The sequence below is a fragment of the Pseudomonas sp. 10-1B genome, from assembly GCF_000935045.1.
GTDB lineage: Bacteria > Pseudomonadota > Gammaproteobacteria > Pseudomonadales > Pseudomonadaceae > Aquipseudomonas.
The window spans coordinates 1-20,212 of record NZ_JYKS01000056.1; the positions used below are offsets into that span (position 1 = coordinate 1).

A 20,212-nucleotide genomic window follows, 5' to 3' on the forward strand; every position below is an offset into this window, starting at 1 on the left:
GACGCTGGCGCTGTACCTGTGGGAGCTGGCTTGCCGGCGATGAGGCCAGCCCAGGCAATACAAGACAGTTGCTCCCACAGGGATTTCACAAGGCCTGACGCTGGCGCTGTACCTGTGGGAGCTGGCTTGCCGGCGATGAGGCCAGCCCAGGCAATACAACACAGTTGCTCCCACAGGGATTCACAAGGCCTGACGCTGGCGCTGTACCTGTGGGAGCTGGCTTGCCGGCGATAGGGCCGCGAAGCGGCCCCGGGGATTCAGGATCAGAACGCCGGAACCACAGCGCCTTTGTACTTCTCGACGATGAACTGCTTCACCTCAGGCGAGTGCAGTGCAGCGGCCAGCTTCTTCATGGCGTCGGAGTCCTTGTTGTCCGGGCGGGCCACCAGGATGTTCACGTAAGGCGAGTCGCTGCCTTCGATGACCAGGGCGTCTTTCTCCGGATTCAGCTTGGCTTCCAGCGCGTAGTTGGTGTTGATCAGGGCGGCATCGACCTGGGTCAGCACGCGCGGGATGGTGGCCGCTTCCAGCTCACGGAACTTCAGGCCTTTCGGGTTCTCGGCAACATCCTTCACGGTGGACAGGATGTTCTTGTTGTCCTTGAGCTTGATCACACCGGCCTTGTCCAGCAGCAGCAGGGCGCGGCCGCCGTTGGTGGCGTCGTTGGGGATGACCACGGTGGCGCCGGAAGACAGCTCGTCGAGCTTCTTGACCTTGGCCGAGTAGACGCCCAGCGGCTCGATGTGCACGCCAGTAACGCTGACCAGCTCGGTACCCTTGGCTTTGTTGAACTCATCCAGGTACGGCTGGTGCTGGAAGAAGTTGGCGTCCAGGCGCTTTTCCGCCACCTGCACGTTCGGCTGGATGTAGTCGGTGAATTCCTTGACCTTCAGCTCCACGCCCTCTTTCGCCAACTGCGGTTTGACGAAGTTGAGGATCTCGGCGTGCGGTACCGGGGTGGCGGCGACGGTGAGGGATTCGGCGTGGGCCGAGAAGGCCGCGACAGCGGCGACAACAGCAAGCAGCTTCTTCATTGATCACTCCTTGTGAGGGCCGCGATGGCCCCCGAACGGGTCGGCCAGGCCGACCCCATTGGGGTTACTTACGGGAAAAATGCACGACCAGTTTGTCGCCCACGCTCTGCAGCACTTGAACCAGTACCAGTAACAGCACCACGGTGACTACCATCACGTCGGTCTGGAAGCGCTGGTAGCCGAAGCGGATGGCCAGGTCGCCGAGGCCGCCGGCACCGACCACACCGGCCATGGCGGTGTAGGACACCAGGGTAATGGCGGTCACGGTAATGGCTGCGAAGATACCCGGGCGGGCCTCTGGCAGCAGCGCGCTGGTGATGATCTGGCGGGTGGTGGCGCCCATCGACTGGGTCGCTTCGATGATGCCGCGGTCCACTTCACGCAGGGCAGTTTCCACCAGGCGGGCGAAGAACGGCGTGGCGCCCACCACCAGCGGCGGGATGGCGCCGGCAACGCCCAGCGAGGTGCCGGTGATCAACACGGTGATCGGGATCATCACGATCAGCAGGATGATGAACGGCAGCGAACGCAGGATATTGACGATCAGCGACAGCAGCGCGTACACGCCCTTCTGCTCGAACATCTGCCGTGGGCCGCAGAGGAACAGCAGCACGCCCAGCGGCAGGCCCAGCAGCACGGTGAAGAACAGCGAGCCGAACAGCATGATCATGGTGTCGACGCTGGCCAGCCAGATTTCGGCCCAGTCGACGTTGGCAAAGAAATTCAGCGCGTCCATCAACGCAGTACCTCCATATGTACGTCAGCTGCCTTGAAGCGGGCGAACGCCGCTTCCATGTCGCCGCCAGTCACGGCCAGGGTCAGCTGCCCATAGGGCACATCCTTGATACGGTCGATGCGCCCGGCGAGGATGCTGTAGTCCACACCGGTTTCGCGGGCCACTGTGCCCAGCAACGGCGCATAGGTGGCGTCGCCCTGGAAGGTCAGGCGCACGATGCGGCCCGGCACGTGGGCGAAGTCGTCGCGTTGCTCGCTTTCGTCGACCTGTTCGTCTTCCTGGACGAAGCGCTTGGTGGTGGGGTGCTGCGGGTGCAGGAACACCTCGGCCACCGAGCCTTGCTCGACGATCTGCCCGGCATCCATCACGGCCACGCAGTCGCAGACCCGGCGGATCACGTCCATTTCGTGGGTGATCAGCACGATGGTCAGCTTCAGCTCACGGTTGATCTCGGCCAGCAGTTGCAGGACCGAAGCGGTGGTCTGCGGGTCGAGGGCGCTGGTGGCCTCGTCGCACAGCAGAATCTTCGGGTTGGTGGACAGGGCGCGGGCGATGCCGACGCGCTGCTTCTGGCCACCGGACAGCTGCGCCGGGTACTTCCTGGCGTGGTCCGAAAGGCCCACGCGGGCCAGCAGCTCGGTGACGCGCTTGTCGATTTCGCCGCGCGACAGCTCGCCGGCCAGGGTCAGCGGCAGGGCGACGTTGTCGGCAACGGTCTTGGACGCCAGCAGGTTGAAGTGCTGGAAGATCATCCCGACCTGCTGGCGGAAGCCGCGCAACTGGCTGGCGTTGAACGCAGTGACGTCTTCGCCGTCGACGATGATCTTGCCGCCGGAAGGCTCTTCCAGGCGGTTGATCAGGCGCAGCATGGTGCTCTTGCCAGCGCCGGAATGGCCGATCAGGCCGAACACCTGGCCATTCTCGATGGTCAGGGTGGTCGGATTCAGTGCGGGGATTTCCCTACCGGCAACGCGGTAGGTCTTGTGTACCTGTTGGAACTCGATCACGTAGCGAACCTTGTGGGGCGCATTGAATTTTGGTCAGCGGTTAGCTGGGGTCGCGCATTTTAGCCTTTTCCCATAGCTGTTCTTAGCATTTATTTCGTAATGCTCCAATCCATCGGGTATATCGCGACAACCGGTAATCCTGATTGAACGCTCGGCAAAGCCTTCCAGTCACTAGTTGAACAAGCCCGAAACGGGCACGCCTGAAGACTGATGAGGAGAGCCGACCCATGCCCAGCAAGAAAACGGACGCGCCCAAGCACAGCGAGGCCGCCGGTACCCAGACCCCCGATCGGGCCAATATCAATGCCAAGCTGCAGAGCCTGGAGGCTTTCCGCAGCGATGCCACCGGTCAGGCGCTGCGCACCAACCAAGGGGTGAAGATCGCCGATAACCAGAACAGCCTCAAGGCTGGTGCGCGCGGGCCGTCGCTGCTCGAAGACTTCATCATGCGCGAGAAGATCACCCACTTCGACCACGAGCGTATCCCGGAGCGTATCGTCCACGCCCGTGGCACCGGGGCGCATGGCTACTTCCAGAGCTACGGTTGCCATGCCGAGCTGACCAAGGCCGGTTTCCTGCAGGACCCGGAAAAGATCACCCCGGTGTTCGTGCGCTTTTCCACGGTGCAGGGGCCGCGTGGCTCCGGCGATACAGTGCGCGACGTGCGTGGTTTTGCCGTCAAGTTCTATACCGATGAAGGCAACTTCGACTTGGTTGGCAACAATATGCCGGTGTTCTTCATCCAGGACGCCATCAAGTTTCCTGACTTCGTGCATGCAGTGAAGCCTGAGCCGCATAACGAGATGCCTACCGGCGGCTCGGCCCATGACACCTTCTGGGACTTCGTTTCGTTGGTGCCGGAGTCGGCGCACATGGTGATCTGGGCCATGTCCGACCGGGCCATCCCGCGCAGCCTGCGGATGATGGAAGGCTTTGGCGTGCATACCTTCCGCCTGATCAACGCCGAAGGCGTGGCCAGTTTCGTCAAGTTCCACTGGAAGCCGCGCCAGGGCGTGCATTCGGTGTTGTGGGACGAAGCGCAGAAGCTGGCGGGCAAGGACACCGACTACCACCGCCGCGACCTGTGGGAAGCCATCGAAACAGGCGACTACCCTGAGTGGGAACTGGGCGTGCAGATCGTGCCCGAGGCCGACGAGCACAAATTCGACTTCGACCTGCTGGACCCGACCAAGATCATCCCCGAAGAGCTGGTGCCGGTCACGCTGCTGGGCAAGATGGTGCTCAACCGCAACCCGGACAATTTCTTCGCCGAGACCGAGCAGGTGGCCTTCTGTCCAGGGCATATCGTGCCGGGTATCGACTTCACCAACGACCCGCTGCTGCAGGGCCGGCTGTTCTCCTACACCGATACGCAGATCAGCCGGCTGGGTGGGCCGAACTTCCATGAAATCCCGATCAACCGGCCGGTGGCGCCGAACCACAGCAGCCAGCGCGACGCCATGCACCGCATGACCATCGACAAGGGGCGGGCTTCGTACGAGCCCAACTCCATCGACGGCGGCTGGCCGAAGGAAACCCCACCTGCCGCGCAGGACGGCGGTTTCGAGAGCTACCAGGAGCGCATCGATGCGCACAAGATCCGCCAGCGCAGCGAGTCGTTCGGCGACCATTTCTCGCAGGCGCGGCTGTTCTTCCAGAGCATGAGCCCTACCGAACAGCAGCACATCATCAAGGCCTACAGCTTCGAGTTGGGCAAGGTGGAGCGCGAAACCATTCGCGCGCGTGAAGTGAATGAGATCCTGGCGAACATCGACCTGAAACTGGCGGCGGCGGTGGCGGCCAACCTCGGCCTGCCAGCACCCAAGGCTGGCACGGTGAAAGTCAAAGGTAGCCAACAGGCGCAGTCTCCGGCTTTGAGCCAAATGAATCACCCCGGTTCGGTAGGCATCAAAGGCCGCAAGATTGCCGTGCTGGTGGCTGATGGTGTGGATGCGGCGAGTGTCGACAAGTTGGTCAAAGCGCTGGAGGCGCATAGCGCACGGCCGATGCTGCTGGGGCCCACTTCGGCACCGGTGAAGGCGGCAGATGGCAAGCAATTGCCGGTGGATGCGTCGATGGAGGGGATGCCTTCGATCATGTTTGACGGGATCGTCGTGCCCACGGGCAAGGCTTCGACCGATGCTTTGGCGGGCAGCGGTCTGGCCAAGCACTTCCTGCTCGAAGGCTACAAGCACCTGAAGGCGATGGTGTTGACCAAGGAGCTATTGGGCGCCCTGGGGCTCAAGGAGGACAAGGGCCTGTTGGTGGGGGATGATCAGAAAGTGGTGGATGCCTTCGTCAAAGCGGTCGAGGGGCATCGGGTGTGGGAGCGGGAGGCGGCTGCGCAAGCGATTCCCGCCTGAGCTGGCCTCATCGCCGGCAAGCCGGCTCCCACAGGTACTGCACAGGGCTTGAGGCCTATGCGGTCGAGGTGGGAGCGGGCGTGCCAGCGAACACGGGCGAAGCCCGTGCCATCCACCGCGATCCGATTCACACGCGAAGCTTTTATTGCTGGTGCGGAACCAGAACCACCTGCGCCGGCAGCGAGCGCTGGATTTCATGCTTCTGCTTCAGCTGGAACCTGCTGTCGATCTTGCGCACGCGCTTCTCCAGCAAGGTCTTCAGCCAAGGCGCGTCCTCGGTGCGCGGCACCTGGAATACCACTTCGCACTGGTAATTCACCACATCGGCGGCAATGTCATCGAGCTGGCGGCGCATTGCGCGGCTGTCGGTGGTCTTCAAGGCCACCACGGTGCTCGGTGCCGTTGGGTCGATAATGCGTGCCTTGGGTTTGGCTTCGGCAGCTTTCAGTGCCGCTTCAGCCTTCTCCAGCTCAGCCTTGCGCGCCTGGGTCACGGCGTCACCGCCGGTCACCGCCGGCGCCTGCGGCATCAGCGCACGGGCGCGGGCCAGGGCGGTGGCCGCAGCGTTCACATCACCCTTTTGCAGGACGATCTGGCTGCGTTGCAGATAGGCTTCGGCGAGCTGGCGCTGGTATTGCTCCAGGCGCGCATCATCGGGCGCCTGGGCCTGCAGGGCAGCCAGCTGGTCTTCGGCGGTGGCCAGCTCGTTGCTGGCGATACTCTGTTGCAACTGCTGCCAGGCATCGGCTTGGGGTACAGCGGCCTGGTCGACCGGCGCGCTGGAACACGCAGCCAGGAACAGGGAAAACGCGGCAACAAGCAGATAACGGGAGGCGAACGGCTTCATTCCTGCGACTCTCTATTTGCGCAAAAAGCGAGCAAGTCTACACCCAGGTGCGCACGCTCGAAAATAAGTCTTACAGACCCTTTACCCCCGAAAAGGTTGCAGGGTGTGCTTTCACACCTCTTGCTTCTCAGCGTTTCGGCAGGGCCAGGCTCAGCAAGAATAGCACCGCCGCGCAGACCACGATCGAAGGGCCGGCGGGGGTGTCCTTGAACCACGACATGGCCAGGCCACCGCATACCGCGGTCACGCCCAGCAGGCTGGCGCCCAGGGCCATCTGCTCGGGGGAGCGGGCGTGGCGCTGCGCCGCCGCAGCGGGGATGATCAGCAACGAGGTGATCAGCAACACGCCGACGATCTTCATGGCTACCGCAATCACCACCGCGATCAGCAGCATCAGCGCCATGCGCAGGCCGGTCACGGGCAGGCCTTCGACCATGGCCAGCTCTTCGTGCACGGTGACCGCCAGCAATGGCCGCCACAACGCGGCGATCAGCAGCAGGACCAGCGCACTGCCGCCGAGGATCCAGGCCAGGTCGGTGGTGCTGATGGCCAGCAGGTCGCCGAACAGGTAGGCCATCAGGTCGATGCGCACGTCATGCATGAAGCTCAGTACCACCAGGCCCAGCGACAAGGTGCTGGGGGCGAGGATACCCAGCAGGGTGTCGGAGGCCAGCGGTTGGCGTTGCTGCAAGGTCACCAGCAGGATCGCCAGCAACAGGCAGCCCACGGTCACCGCCAGCGCCGGGCTGACATCCAGGGCAAAGCCCAGGGCTACGCCGAGCAAGGCGGCGTGGGACAGCGTGTCGCCAAAATAGGCCATGCGCCGCCACACCACGAAGGAGCCCAGTGGGCCAGCCACCAGCGCCAGGGACAAACCGGCAAGCAGGGCGTAGAGAAGAAAATCAGCCATGCTTGCAGTGCGCTCCGTGAACATGGGTGCCAGGGGCGACCACCGAGCCATGCAGGTCGTGGCTGTGGTCGTGATGGTGGTGGTAGATGGCCAGGCTGGGTGCGGTCTGGCCGAACAGTTCGACGAACGCCGGGTCGCCGCTGACTTGCTCGGGGTGGCCCGAGCAGCATACATGGCGGTTCAGGCACACCACCTGGTCGGTGGCGCTCATGACCAGGTGCAGGTCGTGGGAAACCATCAGCACGCCGCAGCCGTGGCGGTCGCGCAGGCGGGTGATGAGGTTGTAGAGCTCGGTCTGGCCGACCACATCCACCCCTTGTACCGGCTCGTCGAGCACCAGCAGCTGGGGTTCGCGCAGCAGGGCGCGGGCCAGCAGCACGCGCTGCATCTCGCCACCGGAAATGGTCTGCACAGGGCTGTCGATGACCTGCTCGGCGCCTACTTCCTGCAGTGCCGACAAGGCTGCCGCGCGGTCTACCCCGGGCACCAGGCGCAGGAAACGCAACACCGACAATGGCAGCGTGGCGTCGACCTGGATCTTTTGCGGCATGTAGCCAATGCGCAGTTTCGGCTTGCGCCATACCTTGCCGCGGTGCGGTTTGAGCAGCCCGAGTACGGCACGCACCAGGGTGGTCTTGCCCGCCCCGTTGGGGCCGATCAGGGTGACGATCTGGCCCGGTGCTACCGACAGGTCGATGCTGTCGAGCACCGCCTCGCCGCCGAAGGTGACGCCGACCTGCTCCAGGCGGATCAGTGCATCGCTCATGCCGCGCTCCGGCAGTTGCCGCACAGGCCGACCACCTCCACGGTCTGGGTCTCGACCGTGAAGCCCACGCCTTTGGCACTGCTGATGATGGCTTCGCTGATGCTGTCCTGCTCCAGTTCGATGGCCACATGGCAGGCCCGGCAGATCAGGAACTGGCCCTGATGCACGTGCTCGGGGTGGCTGCAGCCGATGAACGCGTTGAGCGATGCGATGCGATGCACCAGGCCGTTTTCCAGCAGGAAGTCCAGCGCGCGGTACACCGTGGGCGGTGCGGCGCGGCGGCCATCCTGCTCGCTGAGCACGGCGAGGATGTCGTAGGCGCCCAGCGGCTTGTGGCTTTGCCACACCAGCTCCAGCACCCGGCGGCGCAGCGCGGTCAGGCGCAGGCCCTGGCGGGTGCACAAGGCGTCGGCTTCAGCCAGTGCGCTGTGTACGCAGTGGGAGTGATCGTGAGGACGGTTGGCCAGCGGCGTGATGGACATGGGCAGCGACGGTTCTGGATGGAGACGTTATTATGTTACCTGTTTCTGACGACCCGAGTATTCACCGTGTCCCGATTCCTAGCCCTTTTTGTCGCTTTCATCGCATTTTCCGCCCAGGCTGACGTGCGCGTGCTGACCAGTATCAAACCCCTGCAGCAGATTGCCGCCGCCGTACAGGATGGCGTCGGTAGCCCGGATGTTTTGCTGCCGCCAGGCGCCTCGCCGCACCACTATGCGCTGCGCCCGTCCGACGTACGGCGGGTGGGCGATGCCGACCTGCTGTACTGGATCGGCCCGGACATGGAGAACTTCCTGCCGCGTGTACTGGGTAGCCGCAGCAAGGCCACGGTGGCCGTGCAGGCGCTGCCGGGCATGAAGCTGCGCCACTTTGGCGAGGACAGCCATTCCCATGAGGAAGAAGACCACGACGACCATGACCACGACCACCGCCCAGGCAGCCTGGATGCGCACCTGTGGTTATCGTCGGTCAACGCGCGAGTGATCGCGGCGAAAATGGCGGCTGACCTGGCTCAGGTCGACCCGGCCAATGCGGCGCGTTACCAGAGCAACCTGAAGGCCTTCAATGCTCGCCTGGATGCCCTGGATGGGCGGATCAAGGCGCGGGTGGCAGGTATCGCCGGCAAGCCGTATTTCGTGTTCCACGAAGCGTTCGACTACTTCGAGGCTGAATATGGCTTGAAGCACACCGGAGTGTTCAGCGTTGCGTCCGAGGTGCAGCCGGGGGCGCAGCACGTGGCGGCCATGCGCAAGCGCCTGCAGGAAGTTGGCAAGACCTGCGTGTTCAGCGAGCCACCGCTGCGACCGCGTTTGGCCGAGACCTTGACTGCCGGGCTGCCGGTGCGCCTGGCCGAGCTGGATGCCCTGGGCGGTACCGACCCGGTGGATGGCAAGGGCTATGAGCGCTTGCTGGAAAAGCTGGGCGGTGACCTGGCTGGGTGCTTGGAACAGTTGTAAACCTGTACCGGCCTCGTTCGCGGGCATGCCCGCTCCCACAGGGATAACACAAACCTCAAGGTTGCTGTTGTACCTGTGGGAGCGGGCGTGCCCGCGAAGAAGCAGAAGAAGGGCTAGAGAGCAAACGGCAGGTGCAAGGCCACCTGCTGGCGCTGCGCCAGGCGCACCTCGAACTCGCTCGGGTCATGGATCATCACATCCATCCCGGCAAACGATTCCGCTGCAATCAGGCGCGATAGCCAGAAGCGCACGCAGCCTACCCGCAACATTTCCGGCCACAGCTCGGCCTCGGCCGCGGTGAACGGCCGCAATGCCGCATAGGCCGCCAGCAGCGCCTGGGCGCGCGGTACATCCACCGCGCCGTGCTCATCCAGGCACCAGTCGTTCACGGTGATGGCGATGTCATACAGCATCGGCCCGGAGCAGGCGTTGTAGAAGTCGATCACACCGGTCAGGTGGGTGCCCTCGAACATCACGTTGTCGCGGAACAGGTCGGCATGCAGGTTGGCCCGTGGCAACGCCAGGATCTGTGCCTTGTGCGCGGTGATTTCATCCAGCGCCAGCTGCAGCAGCGCGGCTTGCTCGGTGGTCAGGCGCGGCAGCAGCTCGGCACCCGCGGCCAGCATCCAGTCCAGGCCACGGTCGGTGCGCCGCTCGATGATGTGTTGGCGGGTGGCCAGGTGAATGTGCGCCAGCAGCTCGCCGACTTGGGCGCAGTGCTGGGCGTTGGGTGCCTTGATGTGCTTGCCCGACAGCTTTGGTTGCAGCAGCGCAGGCTTGCCGCACAGTTCACGCAGGCCGTTGCCGTCGCGGTCACGAATGGCATAGGGCACCGGCATGTCGGCAGCGTGCAGGGTGTCGAGCAGCTCGATGAAGAACGGCATGTCCTCGCTGGGCCCACGCTCGATCAGCGTCAGGACGAACTCCCCCTGTTCGAGGCTGACGAAGAAATTGCTGTTCTCGGTGCCGGCGGCAATGCCCTGGAAGTCGAGCAGACGGCCCAGCTCGTACGGTGCCAGAAAGGTTTCCAGCTCAGGCCGGGTCACGGGGGTGAAGACTGACATGATGAAAAATTGCCCATACGGGCACTTCCGCCGGGAAGTGCCGGGTTGATGTGAACGGTGCGCGTCAGATTACCACTCGAAGATCTTCCAGGACGGAATCAGCATGTCCGGCTGGTCGGATCGAATGAAATTGGCATCAGTGCCATCGGCGCGTACCAGGAAATAAGGCTTGCCGTTTTTCGGCGTGATCTTGATCGCATACAGGAAGCCGTTCTGCCGGTATTCCTGGATGGTCTTGTCGCCTTCCGTGCGAATGGTCACCTCGGGATCGGCCGAGGGGGCGTCGTCCGCCGCCAGGGTGACGACAGGCGTGGTTGCCAACAGGCCGAGCAGTAACAGGCGATTGAGTGTACGCATGATAACCTTGTCCCTTTGTCGTCAATGATTCTGGCTATTCTAGCGCCGGACCCGTCGAAAAGGTTGATTCTGCTCATGAGCCAAGCGCCCCTCGTCCTGGTGGACGGTTCCTCCTACCTGTACCGCGCCTTCCACGCGCTGCCGCCGTTGACCACCTCCAAGGGCATGCCGACCGGCGCGGTGAAAGGTGTGCTGAACATGCTCAAGAGCCTGCGCAAGCAGTACCCCGACAGCCTGTTCGCAGTGGTGTTCGACGCCAAGGGCGGCACCTTCCGCGATGCCATGTTCGCCGAGTACAAGGCCAACCGCCCAAGCATGCCCGACGACCTGCGGGTGCAGATCGAGCCGCTGCATGCCAGCGTCAAGGCGCTGGGCTACCCGCTGCTGTGCGTCGAAGGTGTCGAGGCCGACGATGTGATCGGCACCCTGGCGCGCAGCAGTGCCGCCCTGGACCGCCCGGTGATCATCTCGACCGGTGACAAGGACATGGCGCAGTTGGTGGACGGGCACATTACCTTGGTCAACACCATGACCGGAAGCGTGCTGGACGTGGCTGGCGTGCACGAGAAATTTGGCGTCGGCCCGGAACATATCATCGACTTCCTGGCCCTGATGGGTGACAAGGTCGACAACATCCCCGGCGTCCCGGGCGTGGGTGAAAAAACCGCGGTGGGCCTGCTGACCGGCATTGGTGGTGGCCTCAGCGATCTGTACGCCAACCTGGACAAGGTCCCGGCGCTGGCCATTCGTGGCGCCAAGACCTTGCCGGCCAAGCTCGAAGAGCACCGCGACGCGGCGTTCCTGTCCTATGAGCTGGCCACCATCAAGGTCGACGTGCCACTGGATATCGAGGTGAATGCCCTGGTATGCGGCGAGCCGGACCGCGAGGCGCTGCTGGCGCTGTACACCGAGATGGAATTCAAGAGCTGGATTGCCGAGGTACAGCGTGATGCTGCCAAGGCCGGCGACGACATCGCGGCGGTCGAGGAACCGGCAGCCAAGGTCGAGCCGAAGTATGAAACCATCCTCGACCAGGCCCGCTTCGACGCTTGGCTGGAGAAGCTGCGCCAGGCGCCGCTGTTCGCCTTCGATACCGAGACCACCGGCCTGGACGCCCAGCAGGCGCAACTGGTCGGCCTGTCGTTCGCCGTCGAGCCGCATGAAGCGGCCTATGTGCCCTTGGCCCATGATTATGAAGGCGCGCCGGGTCAGTTGGACCGTGAGGCCGTGCTGCTGGCGCTGAAGCCGCTGCTGGAAGACCCGGCCAAGGCCAAGGTCGGGCAGAACGCCAAGTACGATATCAACATCCTCGCCAACGGCTCGCCCGCCATCCAGATGCGTGGCGTGGCCTACGACACCATGCTCGAGTCGTACGTGCTGAACTCCACCGCCACCCGTCACGACATGGACAGCCTGGCGCAGAAGTACCTCGACCACACCACCATCGCCTTCGAGGACATTGCCGGCAAGGGCGCCAAGCAGCTGACCTTCAACCAGATCAACCTGGACAAGGCCGGCCCCTACGCTGCCGAAGACGCCGATATCACTCTGCGCCTGCACTACGCGCTGCAGGCACGCTTGGCGCAGACGCCGAGCCTGCAACCGGTGCTGATGGACATCGAGATGCCGCTGGTACCGGTGCTGGCCAAGATCGAGCGCCAGGGTGCCCTGGTCGATGCCGCGCTGCTGCAGGTGCAGAGCGGCGAGCTGGGGGGGAAGATGGCCGAACTGGAGCAGCGTGCCTATGAGCTGGCCGGCGAGGAATTCAACCTCGGCTCGCCCAAGCAGCTGGGCGCGATCCTCTACGACAAGTTGGGCATGCCGGTGCTGAGCAAGACCGCCAAGGGCCAGCCATCCACGGCCGAAGCGGTGCTCGACGAGCTGGCCGAGCAGGGCTACCCGTTGCCCGAGGTGCTGATGCAGTACCGCAGCCTGAGCAAGCTCAAGAGCACCTACACCGACAAACTGCCGGGGCAGATCAACCCTCGCACCAAGCGTATCCATACCTCCTACCAGCAGGCCGTGGCGGCTACCGGCCGGCTGTCGTCGAGCGACCCGAACCTGCAGAACATCCCGATCCGTACCGCCGAAGGCCGGCGCATCCGCCAGGCGTTCATCGCCAGCCCGGGCTATAAGCTGCTGGCGGCAGACTACTCGCAGATCGAGCTGCGTATCATGGCCCACTTGGCCAAGGACGAAGGCTTGCTGCACGCCTTCCGCAACGACCTCGACGTGCACCGCGCCACGGCGGCGGAAGTATTCGGGGTGGCCCTGGAAGACGTCACGACCGACCAGCGTCGTAAAGCCAAGGCCATCAACTTCGGCCTGATCTACGGCATGAGCGCCTTCGGCCTGGCCAAGCAGATTGGCGTCGACCGCAAGCAGTCGCAGGACTACATCGACCGCTACTTCGCCCGTTACCCTGGCGTGCTGGCCTACATGGAGCGCACCCGCGCCCAGGCGGCCGAGCAAGGTTTTGTCGAAACACTGTTCGGCCGCCGCCTGTACCTGCCAGACATCAACGCCAAGAACCCGGCCCTGCGCAAAGGCGCCGAGCGCACGGCGATCAACGCGCCGATGCAGGGCACTGCGGCCGATATCATCAAGCGGGCCATGGTCAATGTGGATAACTGGCTGACCGACAGCGGGCTGGATGCCCGGGTGATCCTGCAGGTACACGACGAACTGGTGCTGGAAGTGCGCGAGGACCTGGTGGAGCAGGTGAAAGATGAAATTCGCCAGCACATGAGCCAGGCCGCGCAATTGGCGGTGCCATTGGTGGTCGAGGCAGGAATTGGTGCGAATTGGGACGAAGCTCACTGATCGAGCGGGGAAAGCTGTGTAGGATCTGCGCCGTAGGGACGCGGATCCTGGCACTGCTCAGTGCCATTGGTGCTGAAGTTTCATGAAACTATCGCAAATAGTTTCGAGGGCTTTGGAACTAAACCGGTGAACCGGAACTCAGAGTAACTGAATGGCTGGTGAAGCCTTTCGATGCTCCTATGTTGTGTTAAGTGTTGGCAGATATCTGGACCCCGCCCTAGCGGTCCGGACTTGGACCCCGAACTTCCCCCTCCCCATACGAAGTCCGGGGTTTTTTTTGCCCGGAATTTGACTTATGGCTGGCGCAGAGCCTTGTAGGAGCGGGTTTACCCGCGAATGCGATGCGGCCTGCACCGCCGTATTCGCGGGTAAACCCGCTCCTACAAGGTTACGAGCAAGCCTTCAAATGACTGGCTTGTCTTCCAGCTCCATCCAGCCCGCCAGCACCCGGTAGGCGTCTTCCACGCCCAGGCGCTTGGGCGCCGAGAACAGCTGGATGGTCACGCCATCGCCCCAGCCCTTGCGGATTTCCGACTGCACCTTGAGCAGGGTGTTCTTGCCCGCGCCGTGGGTCAGCTTGTCGGCCTTGGTCAGCAGGATGTGCATTGGCATGCTGCTGGCCTTGGCCCAGTCGAGCATCATCTTGTCGAAGTCGGTCATCGGGTGACGCACGTCCATCATCAGGATCACGCCACGCAGACACTCACGGCTGCCCAGGTAGGCTTCCAGGTGTTTCTGCCAGTGCTGCTTGAGCGGAATCGGCACTTTTGCATAACCGTAGCCCGGCAGGTCGACCAAACGCCGTTCATCGTCCAGACTGAAGAAATTCAAAAGCTGGGTGCGTCCGGGGGTTTTCGAGGTACGCGCCAGGCTGGCATGAGTCAGGGTATTGAGGGCGCTGGATTTGCCGGCGTTGGAACGGCCGGCGAAAGCCACCTCGTAACCCTGGTCGTCCGGGCATTGTTCGACCTTGGCAGCGCTGAGGGCGAATTTGGCTTTCTGGCAGAGGCCGAGGATGGGGTTCTTGACTTGCATGGGATATCCGATGTGGGTGTTGCCAAAGCCTAGGCCGGCAAGCGGTGTCGTTTCCGTTTGGCTGACAGAAGTATATAATGCCCCAGTTTTTGTGTGCCCATTCTCCCAGCGAAGGAGAGCGGGCATGGGGTGCCGAACTATAGCTTGCGCATCAGAACGCAGCGCGTCCCCCAACCCTGTCAGGTCGTTTCGACTGGCGAAATGGCTGCTTGCTGTCGGTATGTTCCTGCCGTTTTTCAGCGCACAGGCTACACAGGATCCCGAGGTGTTGTACAACCGCACGTGTGCGGCCTGTCACACCGGGCAGTTGCCACAGGCACCCAGGCAGGGTGACCGGGCAGCATGGGAGCCAAGGCTGGCGCAAGGCATGGATGTACTGGTGAAGCACGTGACCCAGGGTTTCAAGGCTATGCCGCCGCGTGGATTGTGCATGGACTGCAGTGCCGAGGACTACCGTTTGGTCATCCTTTGGATGAGTGGCAGTCCCGATACATAACATTTCACCCTTAGCCGTGTTGGATTAGCTGATGAACAAACTAGTCGTGAGTCTGCTGTTGACCCTGGGTGTCGCAGGTGCGGCCACTGCTGCGCAACCCATCAAAGGCGATGCCGCCGCTGGCCAGGCCAAGACCGCCGTCTGTGGCGCCTGCCACAACCCCGACGGCAACAGCCTGGCACCGAACTTCCCGAAACTGGCCGGCCAAGGCCAGCGCTACCTGGAAAAACAACTGCACGATATCAAGTCGGGCAAGCGCACCGTGCTGGAGATGACCGGCATGCTGGCCGAGTTCAGCGACCAGGACCTGGCCGACATCGCGGCCTACTTCGCCAGCCAGAAAGGCAGCGTGGGTGCAGCCGATCCCAAGCTGGTGGAGCGTGGCCGTGCGTTGTTCAACGGCGGTGACCTGGAAAAAGGCATGCCTGCCTGCACCGGCTGCCACTCGCCGAATGGCGCGGGCATCGCCCTGGCCGGCTTCCCGCACCTGAGTGGACAGCACTCGCAGTACGTGACCAAGCAACTGACCGACTTCCGCGAAGGCAACCGCACCAACGATGGCGACGCCATGACCATGCGCACCATCGCCGGCAAGCTGAGCAACCACGACATCGAGGCATTGGCCAGCTACATCCAGGGCCTGCACTGAGGCCGTCGGTAGCCTGTAAAGGCCCTATCGCCGGCAAGTCAGTTCCCACAGGAATTGCACCTGGCTTGAGGCTGATGCGGTCGGGTGGGAGCCGGCTTGCCGGCGATAGGGCCATGACAGGTGCTGCATTAACTTTCAGTTAATGTTGCAGGCCGATGATGAAAGGGCGGCCGGACTGCCCTTTTTTCCGTCCGCAGCCGTTACACTACAGAACTCGACCCCTTCCCGGCCTGTCTCAGTGCAGGTCGCGTCGTGGCGACCAATGACTGCTCAGGAGTAAAGCATGCGTAAACTGATTCTCAGCGCCGCGCTGGTCGCTGCCAGCGTATTCGGTATGACTGCCGTCCAGGCCGCCGAGCCTGTCGCCGGCAAGGAATACATCGAGCTGAGCAACCCTGTTCCGGTTTCCGTGCCTGGCAAGATCGAAGTGGTCGAGTTGTTCTGGTACGGCTGCCCACACTGCTACCACTTCGAGCCAGTCATCAACCCGTGGGTCGACAAGCTGCCCAAGGACGTCAACTTCAAGCGCGTACCGGCCATGTTCGGTGGCCCATGGGACGCTCATGGCCAGATGTTCCTGACCCTCGAAGCCATGGGCGTCGAGCACAAGGTGCATGCGGCAGTCTTCGATGCCATCCAGAACCAGCGCAAGCACTTGACCAAACCAGAAGAAATGGCCGACTTCCTCGCTACCCAGGGCGTCGACAAGGACAAGTTCCTCGCCACCTTCAACTCGTTCGCCATCAAGGGCCAGGTCAACCAGGCCAAGGAGCTGGCGAAGAAGTACGAAATCACCGGCGTACCGAGCATGGTGGTCAACGGCAAGTACCGCTTCGACCTGGGTACCGCTGGCGGGCCGGAAGGCGTGCTGAATGTCGCCGACCAGTTGATCGACAAGGAGCGCGCCGCTAAGTAAGCGGCGTAACCATGGCCCGCTTCAGGTCCACCCGTGGTATCGGCCTGCACCAGCCGCAGGTCAACGAGCATCACCTGCAGGCCACTGGCCTGCCGGAGGATGGTCGCCTGCGGCTGCTAAGCTTCAACATCCAGGTGGGCATCAGCACCGAGCGCTACCGGCATTACCTGACCCGTAGCTGGCAGCACCTGCTGCCGCACAACGGGCGTGCTGGCAACCTGCAGAAGATCGGCAGCCTGATCACTGACTTCGACCTGGTAGCCTTGCAGGAAGTCGACGGCGGCAGCCTGCGCTCGGGCTACGTCAACCAGGTCGAGCACCTGGCACAGCTGGGGGCCTTCCCCTACTGGTACCAGCAGCTCAACCGCAACCTCGGGCGTTTTGCCCAGCACAGCAATGGCGTGCTCAGCCGCCTGAAGCCGCAACTGCTCGAGGATCATCCGTTGCCCGGCCCGGCTGGGCGTGGCGCGATCCTGGTGCGTTTTGGCGAGGGCGAAGATGCGCTGATCGTGGTGATGATGCACCTGGCGCTGGGGGCCAAGACCCGCGCCCTGCAGCTGGGTTATATCCGCGAGCTGATTGGCGGCTACCGCCACCAGGTGCTGATGGGCGACATGAACACCCATGCTACCGACCTGCTGGAGCACTCGCCCCTGCGCGACCTGAGCCTGATTGCCCCGCAAGTCGAGGCCACTTTCCCCAGCTGGCGCCCGCAACGTTGCCTGGACCATATCCTGCTCAGCCCAAGCCTCACGCTGGAGCGTGTCGAGGTGCTGGCGCAGCCAATTTCCGACCACCTTCCCGTTGCTGTCGAGATTCGATTGCCTGATGCATTGACTGTGGATACGCTGCCGGTTTTGAGCTAATTGCCATCACCGTTTGCGGACCCGGGCATGACTGAAGACGCTGAGCGCTGGAAAGAAAAGTACCTGAAAAGCATCGAGCAGCAGGAAAGGCTCGAACGCCGTTGGGAAGCCCGTCTCGACCTGCTGCGCCGTGGCCTGGTGCGCAGCACCCTGGCTGCCGAAGGCAGTGACAAGGTGGTGGACCAGTGCATGAAGGAAATGCGCGAGGTCATCCGCAGCGACAATATGGACGCCGGCCTTGCCGGGCTGATTCCGCGGCTTGAGAAAGCGGTGCTGGATTCCGAACAGCGCCGGGAAACCCGCATGAACCAGGTCAGCGATGCGTTGACCGCGCTGGTCGGCCAGCTTCAAGGCCTGCCGCTGCCAAGCGATATTTCGCGGCCGTTGAAAAAACTGGCGAAGAAACTCGACGGTGGCGTTGCCCAGTCACGCGACTTGCCGCCCCTGCTGGGCGAGTTGAGCGGCTTGCAAGGCCGCGCGCTGTCGGCCTTTGGCAAGCCGGGGGAAGAAGCCCGGCCAGGCTTGCTGCAACGTTTGTTCGGCAGCCGCGAGGATGACCCACAAGGCGAGCCAGCGCTTGTGCCGGTGGCGGTACCTGTTGCCGAGACGCAGCCCCAGGTGGTCCCGGGCACTGCCGAGGCCTTGCAGCCCGATGACGTGGATGCGCTACAACCGCTGCCAGCCCCTGCCGCCCTGGTGCCTGAGCCCGAGATGGAGGCGCCAGGCCCGGCGCTGATCGAATCGGTCGAAATACCGCCAGCCCTGCTGCCGCTACAGGATGAACCGCCAGCGCCGGAAGCTGCCGTCAGCGAACCGCTGGCTGAAGCGGAACCGGCAGCAACACTCGCAGAGACCTTCGGCGAAGATGGCCCCTATGCCCTGCCCTACGCGGTGGAGCCGCCCTACAGCCAAGTGGCCGCACACATCGAGCAAACCCTGATCGGCCTGCTCGATGACCTCAGCCTGCCGGAGCGGCACAAGGCCCAGGCGCTGGAAATGCGCGAGCGGGTCGCCCGCGGCTTGAACTGGTATGAGCTGATCCCGGTGCTGGATGACCTGGCCGTGCTCATGCTGGCGATCACCGACAGCGGTCAGCACGAATTCGAAACCTACCTGCAGCAGCTCAACGAGCGCCTGGAAGGCTTCCAGAGCCACTTGCAGGAGGCCAGTGCCGGGCACGCCGACAACAGCTCCGCCGCCCGCGAGCTGGATACCCAGCTGCGTGAGCATGTCGACGGGCTGCAGAGCAGCATGCAGGGGGCTGCCGATGTGGACAGCCTCAAGCACATCCTGGAAAACCGCCTGGAAGGCCTGCTGGTGACCATGGATGAGCACAAGCACGAACGGGATCGTCGCGAACAAGAACTGGCGGGGCGCCTGCAAGGGTTGTCCGAGCGGGTAGCGAACATGGAGCACGAGGCGCTCGGCTACCGCGAGCACCTGGAAGAGCAGCGGCAGAAAGCCCTGCTCGACCCCCTTACCGGCCTGCCCAATCGTGCGGCCTGGAGCGAGCGGGTCGAACGCGAAGTGCTCGAGTGGCAGGAGCACGGCGGCCACTTGGCGATGGCGATCCTCGACCTGGACCATTTCAAGCGAATCAACGACAGCTATGGGCACCTGGCCGGAGACAAGGTACTGAAGATCGTCGCCGACCAATTGGGCAAGCGCCTGCGCGGCCGTGACTTCATCGCCCGTTTTGGCGGCGAGGAGTTCGTGCTGCTGTTGCCGCAGACTTCGCCGGCAGCGGCGGCCCAGGTAGCCGAGGTGCTGCGGGCTACGGTCGAAGCGTGCCCGTTCCACTTCAAGGGCGAACGGGTGGTCATTACCACCTCCATCGGCCTGGGCGCATTCCGTGCTGGCGAGCGCGGAGACCAAGTACTCAAGCGCGCCGATGCGGCGTTGTATCGAGCCAAGGAGTTGGGGCGCAATCGCGTCGAGCAGGCTTAGCCGGCGCGCCGCTGACTCGCGGCAAGCACGGCGCTTGGGGAGCACGTTATACTGTAGCGCTCATACGCCGAGGCCACTGACGTGCTTTCCACGCTTAAAAAAACACTGATCTGCTTTTTGCTGTTGTCTGTCGCTGGTTGCTCGACAGGCCTGCGCATCGACCGCAGCCACCCTTCGGCCAACCAGGACAACCGCATCCAGTTCGTTGTCCTGCACTACACCAATGCTTCGCTGGAGCGTTCGCTAGCGCTGCTCACCCATGGTGAAGTCAGCGCCCACTACCTGATCGGAGACGGCCCGGCCACCGTCTACCAGTTGGTTGACGAAAATCGGCGCGCCTGGCATGCCGGTGACAGCCAGTGGCAAGGGCGTACGTGGCTCAATTCAAGCTCCATTGGCATCGAGATAGTCAACCCCGGGTTCGAGGAAACCGCCAATGGTCGTGTCTGGTACCCCTACAGCGAAGCCCAGGTCCAGTCGCTGATCGCGCTGCTCAAGGACATCGTCAAACGTAACAACATCGAACCACGGCATATCATCGGCCACAGCGATATCGCACCGCTGCGCAAGCTGGATCCGGGGCCGTTGTTCCCGTGGAAGCGCCTGGCCGATGCCGGGCTGGGTATCTGGCCAGATGCCAATGCAGTGGCGCGCCAACAGGCCTATTTCAGCGTCAACCCGCCAAGCATTGGCTGGTACCAGCAGGAACTGGCGCGGTTTGGCTATGCGATCGAACAGACCGGCGTATTGGACGTGGCCACCCGCCATGTGATCGCCGCGTTCCAGATGCGTTTCCGCCCGCAGCGTTTCGACGGCATGCCTGATGCGCAGACGGCGGCGATGCTGCAGGTGCTCAATCGGATGCGTTGAGGGCGGGCCGGGCTGCGCAGTTCGTGCCCTCCGAGGCGCCAAACGGCGAGGGTGATTCCTGATTCAGTT

19 protein-coding genes are annotated in these 20,212 nt (G+C 63.2%); 9 read left to right on the forward strand and 10 right to left on the reverse strand.

Going from position 1 to position 20,212, the window contains the following annotated elements:
- Nucleotides 1–263 precede the first annotated feature (263 nt).
- From TZ03_RS24480 to TZ03_RS24490, 3 genes are all read right to left on the reverse strand, one after another.
- Nucleotides 264–1,034 carry a MetQ/NlpA family ABC transporter substrate-binding protein gene (locus TZ03_RS24480; RefSeq protein ID WP_051100971.1) on the reverse strand — a complete coding sequence of 257 codons (771 nt, stop codon included), beginning with the start codon at nt 1,032–1,034 and terminating at the stop codon, nt 264–266.
- Between the two features lie 64 nt (nt 1,035–1,098).
- Nucleotides 1,099–1,770, reverse strand: coding sequence for a methionine ABC transporter permease (locus TZ03_RS24485; protein WP_051100972.1), 672 nt, complete (start codon nt 1,768–1,770; stop codon nt 1,099–1,101).
- Nucleotides 1,770–2,777: a methionine ABC transporter ATP-binding protein gene (locus tag TZ03_RS24490; RefSeq protein ID WP_051100973.1), complete on the reverse strand. Its 1,008-nt coding sequence runs from the start codon at nt 2,775–2,777 to the stop codon at nt 1,770–1,772. The genes TZ03_RS24485 and TZ03_RS24490 overlap by 1 nt, the downstream gene beginning before the upstream one ends.
- 227 nt (nt 2,778–3,004) lie before the next feature.
- On the opposite strand from TZ03_RS24490, the gene katE reads away from it, so the two are divergent.
- The gene (gene katE / locus TZ03_RS24495; RefSeq protein WP_051100974.1) at nt 3,005–5,140 is read left to right on the forward strand and encodes a catalase HPII; all 2,136 of its coding nucleotides are present in this window, start codon (nt 3,005–3,007) and stop codon (nt 5,138–5,140) included.
- Nucleotides 5,141–5,282: 142 nt separating this feature from the next.
- Here katE and TZ03_RS24500 read toward each other — a convergent pair whose 3' ends face one another.
- The 4 genes from TZ03_RS24500 to zur all read right to left on the reverse strand — a co-directional run bounded on the left by TZ03_RS24500 (nt 5,283) and on the right by zur (nt 8,145).
- Nucleotides 5,283–5,987, reverse strand: a complete 705-nt coding sequence (locus TZ03_RS24500; protein WP_051100975.1) for a PA5502 family lipoprotein — start codon at nt 5,985–5,987, stop codon at nt 5,283–5,285.
- 127 nt (nt 5,988–6,114) lie between these two features.
- On the reverse strand, nt 6,115–6,897 hold the full coding sequence (znuB, locus tag TZ03_RS24505; RefSeq protein ID WP_051100976.1) for a zinc ABC transporter permease subunit ZnuB: 783 nt from the start codon (nt 6,895–6,897) through the stop codon (nt 6,115–6,117).
- Complete coding sequence (gene znuC, locus TZ03_RS24510) at nt 6,890–7,663, reverse strand: zinc ABC transporter ATP-binding protein ZnuC (RefSeq protein ID WP_051100977.1); 774 nt, start codon at nt 7,661–7,663, stop codon at nt 6,890–6,892. The genes znuB and znuC overlap by 8 nt, the downstream gene beginning before the upstream one ends.
- Nucleotides 7,660–8,145, reverse strand: coding sequence for a zinc uptake transcriptional repressor Zur (gene zur / locus TZ03_RS24515; protein ID WP_051100978.1), 486 nt, complete (start codon nt 8,143–8,145; stop codon nt 7,660–7,662). Before zur ends, znuC begins: the two co-directional genes overlap by 4 nt.
- Nucleotides 8,146–8,163: 18 nt before the next feature.
- Here zur and TZ03_RS24520 point away from each other — a divergent pair, with 18 nt between their 5' ends.
- Entirely contained in the window at nt 8,164–9,120 is a 957-nt protein-coding gene (locus TZ03_RS24520; protein WP_051100979.1) for a zinc ABC transporter substrate-binding protein, read from the forward strand.
- A 113-nt stretch (nt 9,121–9,233) separates the two neighbouring features.
- Here the strand turns inward: TZ03_RS24520 and TZ03_RS24525 are convergent, their stop codons facing one another.
- Complete coding sequence (locus TZ03_RS24525; protein ID WP_051100980.1) at nt 9,234–10,184, reverse strand: homoserine kinase; 951 nt, start codon at nt 10,182–10,184, stop codon at nt 9,234–9,236.
- A 69-nt stretch (nt 10,185–10,253) separates the two neighbouring features.
- The gene (locus tag TZ03_RS24530) at nt 10,254–10,541 is read right to left on the reverse strand and encodes a DUF2782 domain-containing protein (protein WP_003252997.1); all 288 of its coding nucleotides are present in this window, start codon (nt 10,539–10,541) and stop codon (nt 10,254–10,256) included.
- Between the two features lie 75 nt (nt 10,542–10,616).
- Here TZ03_RS24530 and polA point away from each other — a divergent pair, with 75 nt between their 5' ends.
- The gene (gene polA, locus TZ03_RS24535) at nt 10,617–13,364 is read left to right on the forward strand and encodes a DNA polymerase I (protein WP_051100981.1); all 2,748 of its coding nucleotides are present in this window, start codon (nt 10,617–10,619) and stop codon (nt 13,362–13,364) included.
- Between the two features lie 402 nt (nt 13,365–13,766).
- On the opposite strand, the gene yihA is transcribed toward polA, so the two are convergent.
- Nucleotides 13,767–14,399 carry a ribosome biogenesis GTP-binding protein YihA/YsxC gene (gene yihA / locus TZ03_RS24540; RefSeq protein ID WP_051100982.1) on the reverse strand — a complete coding sequence of 211 codons (633 nt, stop codon included), beginning with the start codon at nt 14,397–14,399 and terminating at the stop codon, nt 13,767–13,769.
- Between the two features lie 193 nt (nt 14,400–14,592).
- Between yihA and TZ03_RS24545 the strand changes: the two genes are divergently transcribed.
- The 6 genes from TZ03_RS24545 (at nt 14,593) to TZ03_RS24570 (ending at nt 20,143) form a co-directional block, all read left to right on the forward strand.
- Nucleotides 14,593–14,895 (forward strand): c-type cytochrome, encoded by a 303-nt coding sequence (locus TZ03_RS24545; RefSeq protein ID WP_015268479.1) that lies wholly within the window; start codon nt 14,593–14,595, stop codon nt 14,893–14,895.
- 31 nt (nt 14,896–14,926) lie between these two features.
- The gene (locus TZ03_RS24550) at nt 14,927–15,544 is read left to right on the forward strand and encodes a c-type cytochrome (protein WP_051100983.1); all 618 of its coding nucleotides are present in this window, start codon (nt 14,927–14,929) and stop codon (nt 15,542–15,544) included.
- Between the two features lie 283 nt (nt 15,545–15,827).
- The gene (dsbA, locus tag TZ03_RS24555; RefSeq protein ID WP_051100984.1) at nt 15,828–16,460 is read left to right on the forward strand and encodes a thiol:disulfide interchange protein DsbA; all 633 of its coding nucleotides are present in this window, start codon (nt 15,828–15,830) and stop codon (nt 16,458–16,460) included.
- A gap of 11 nt (nt 16,461–16,471) precedes the next feature.
- On the forward strand, nt 16,472–17,326 hold the full coding sequence (locus TZ03_RS24560; RefSeq protein WP_051100985.1) for an endonuclease/exonuclease/phosphatase family protein: 855 nt from the start codon (nt 16,472–16,474) through the stop codon (nt 17,324–17,326).
- Nucleotides 17,327–17,353: 27 nt separating this feature from the next.
- On the forward strand, nt 17,354–19,273 hold the full coding sequence (locus tag TZ03_RS24565) for a GGDEF domain-containing protein (RefSeq protein WP_051100986.1): 1,920 nt from the start codon (nt 17,354–17,356) through the stop codon (nt 19,271–19,273).
- An 81-nt stretch (nt 19,274–19,354) separates the two neighbouring features.
- Nucleotides 19,355–20,143, forward strand: a complete 789-nt coding sequence (locus TZ03_RS24570; RefSeq protein ID WP_051100987.1) for an N-acetylmuramoyl-L-alanine amidase — start codon at nt 19,355–19,357, stop codon at nt 20,141–20,143.
- Nucleotides 20,144–20,212: the final 69 nt, after the last annotated feature.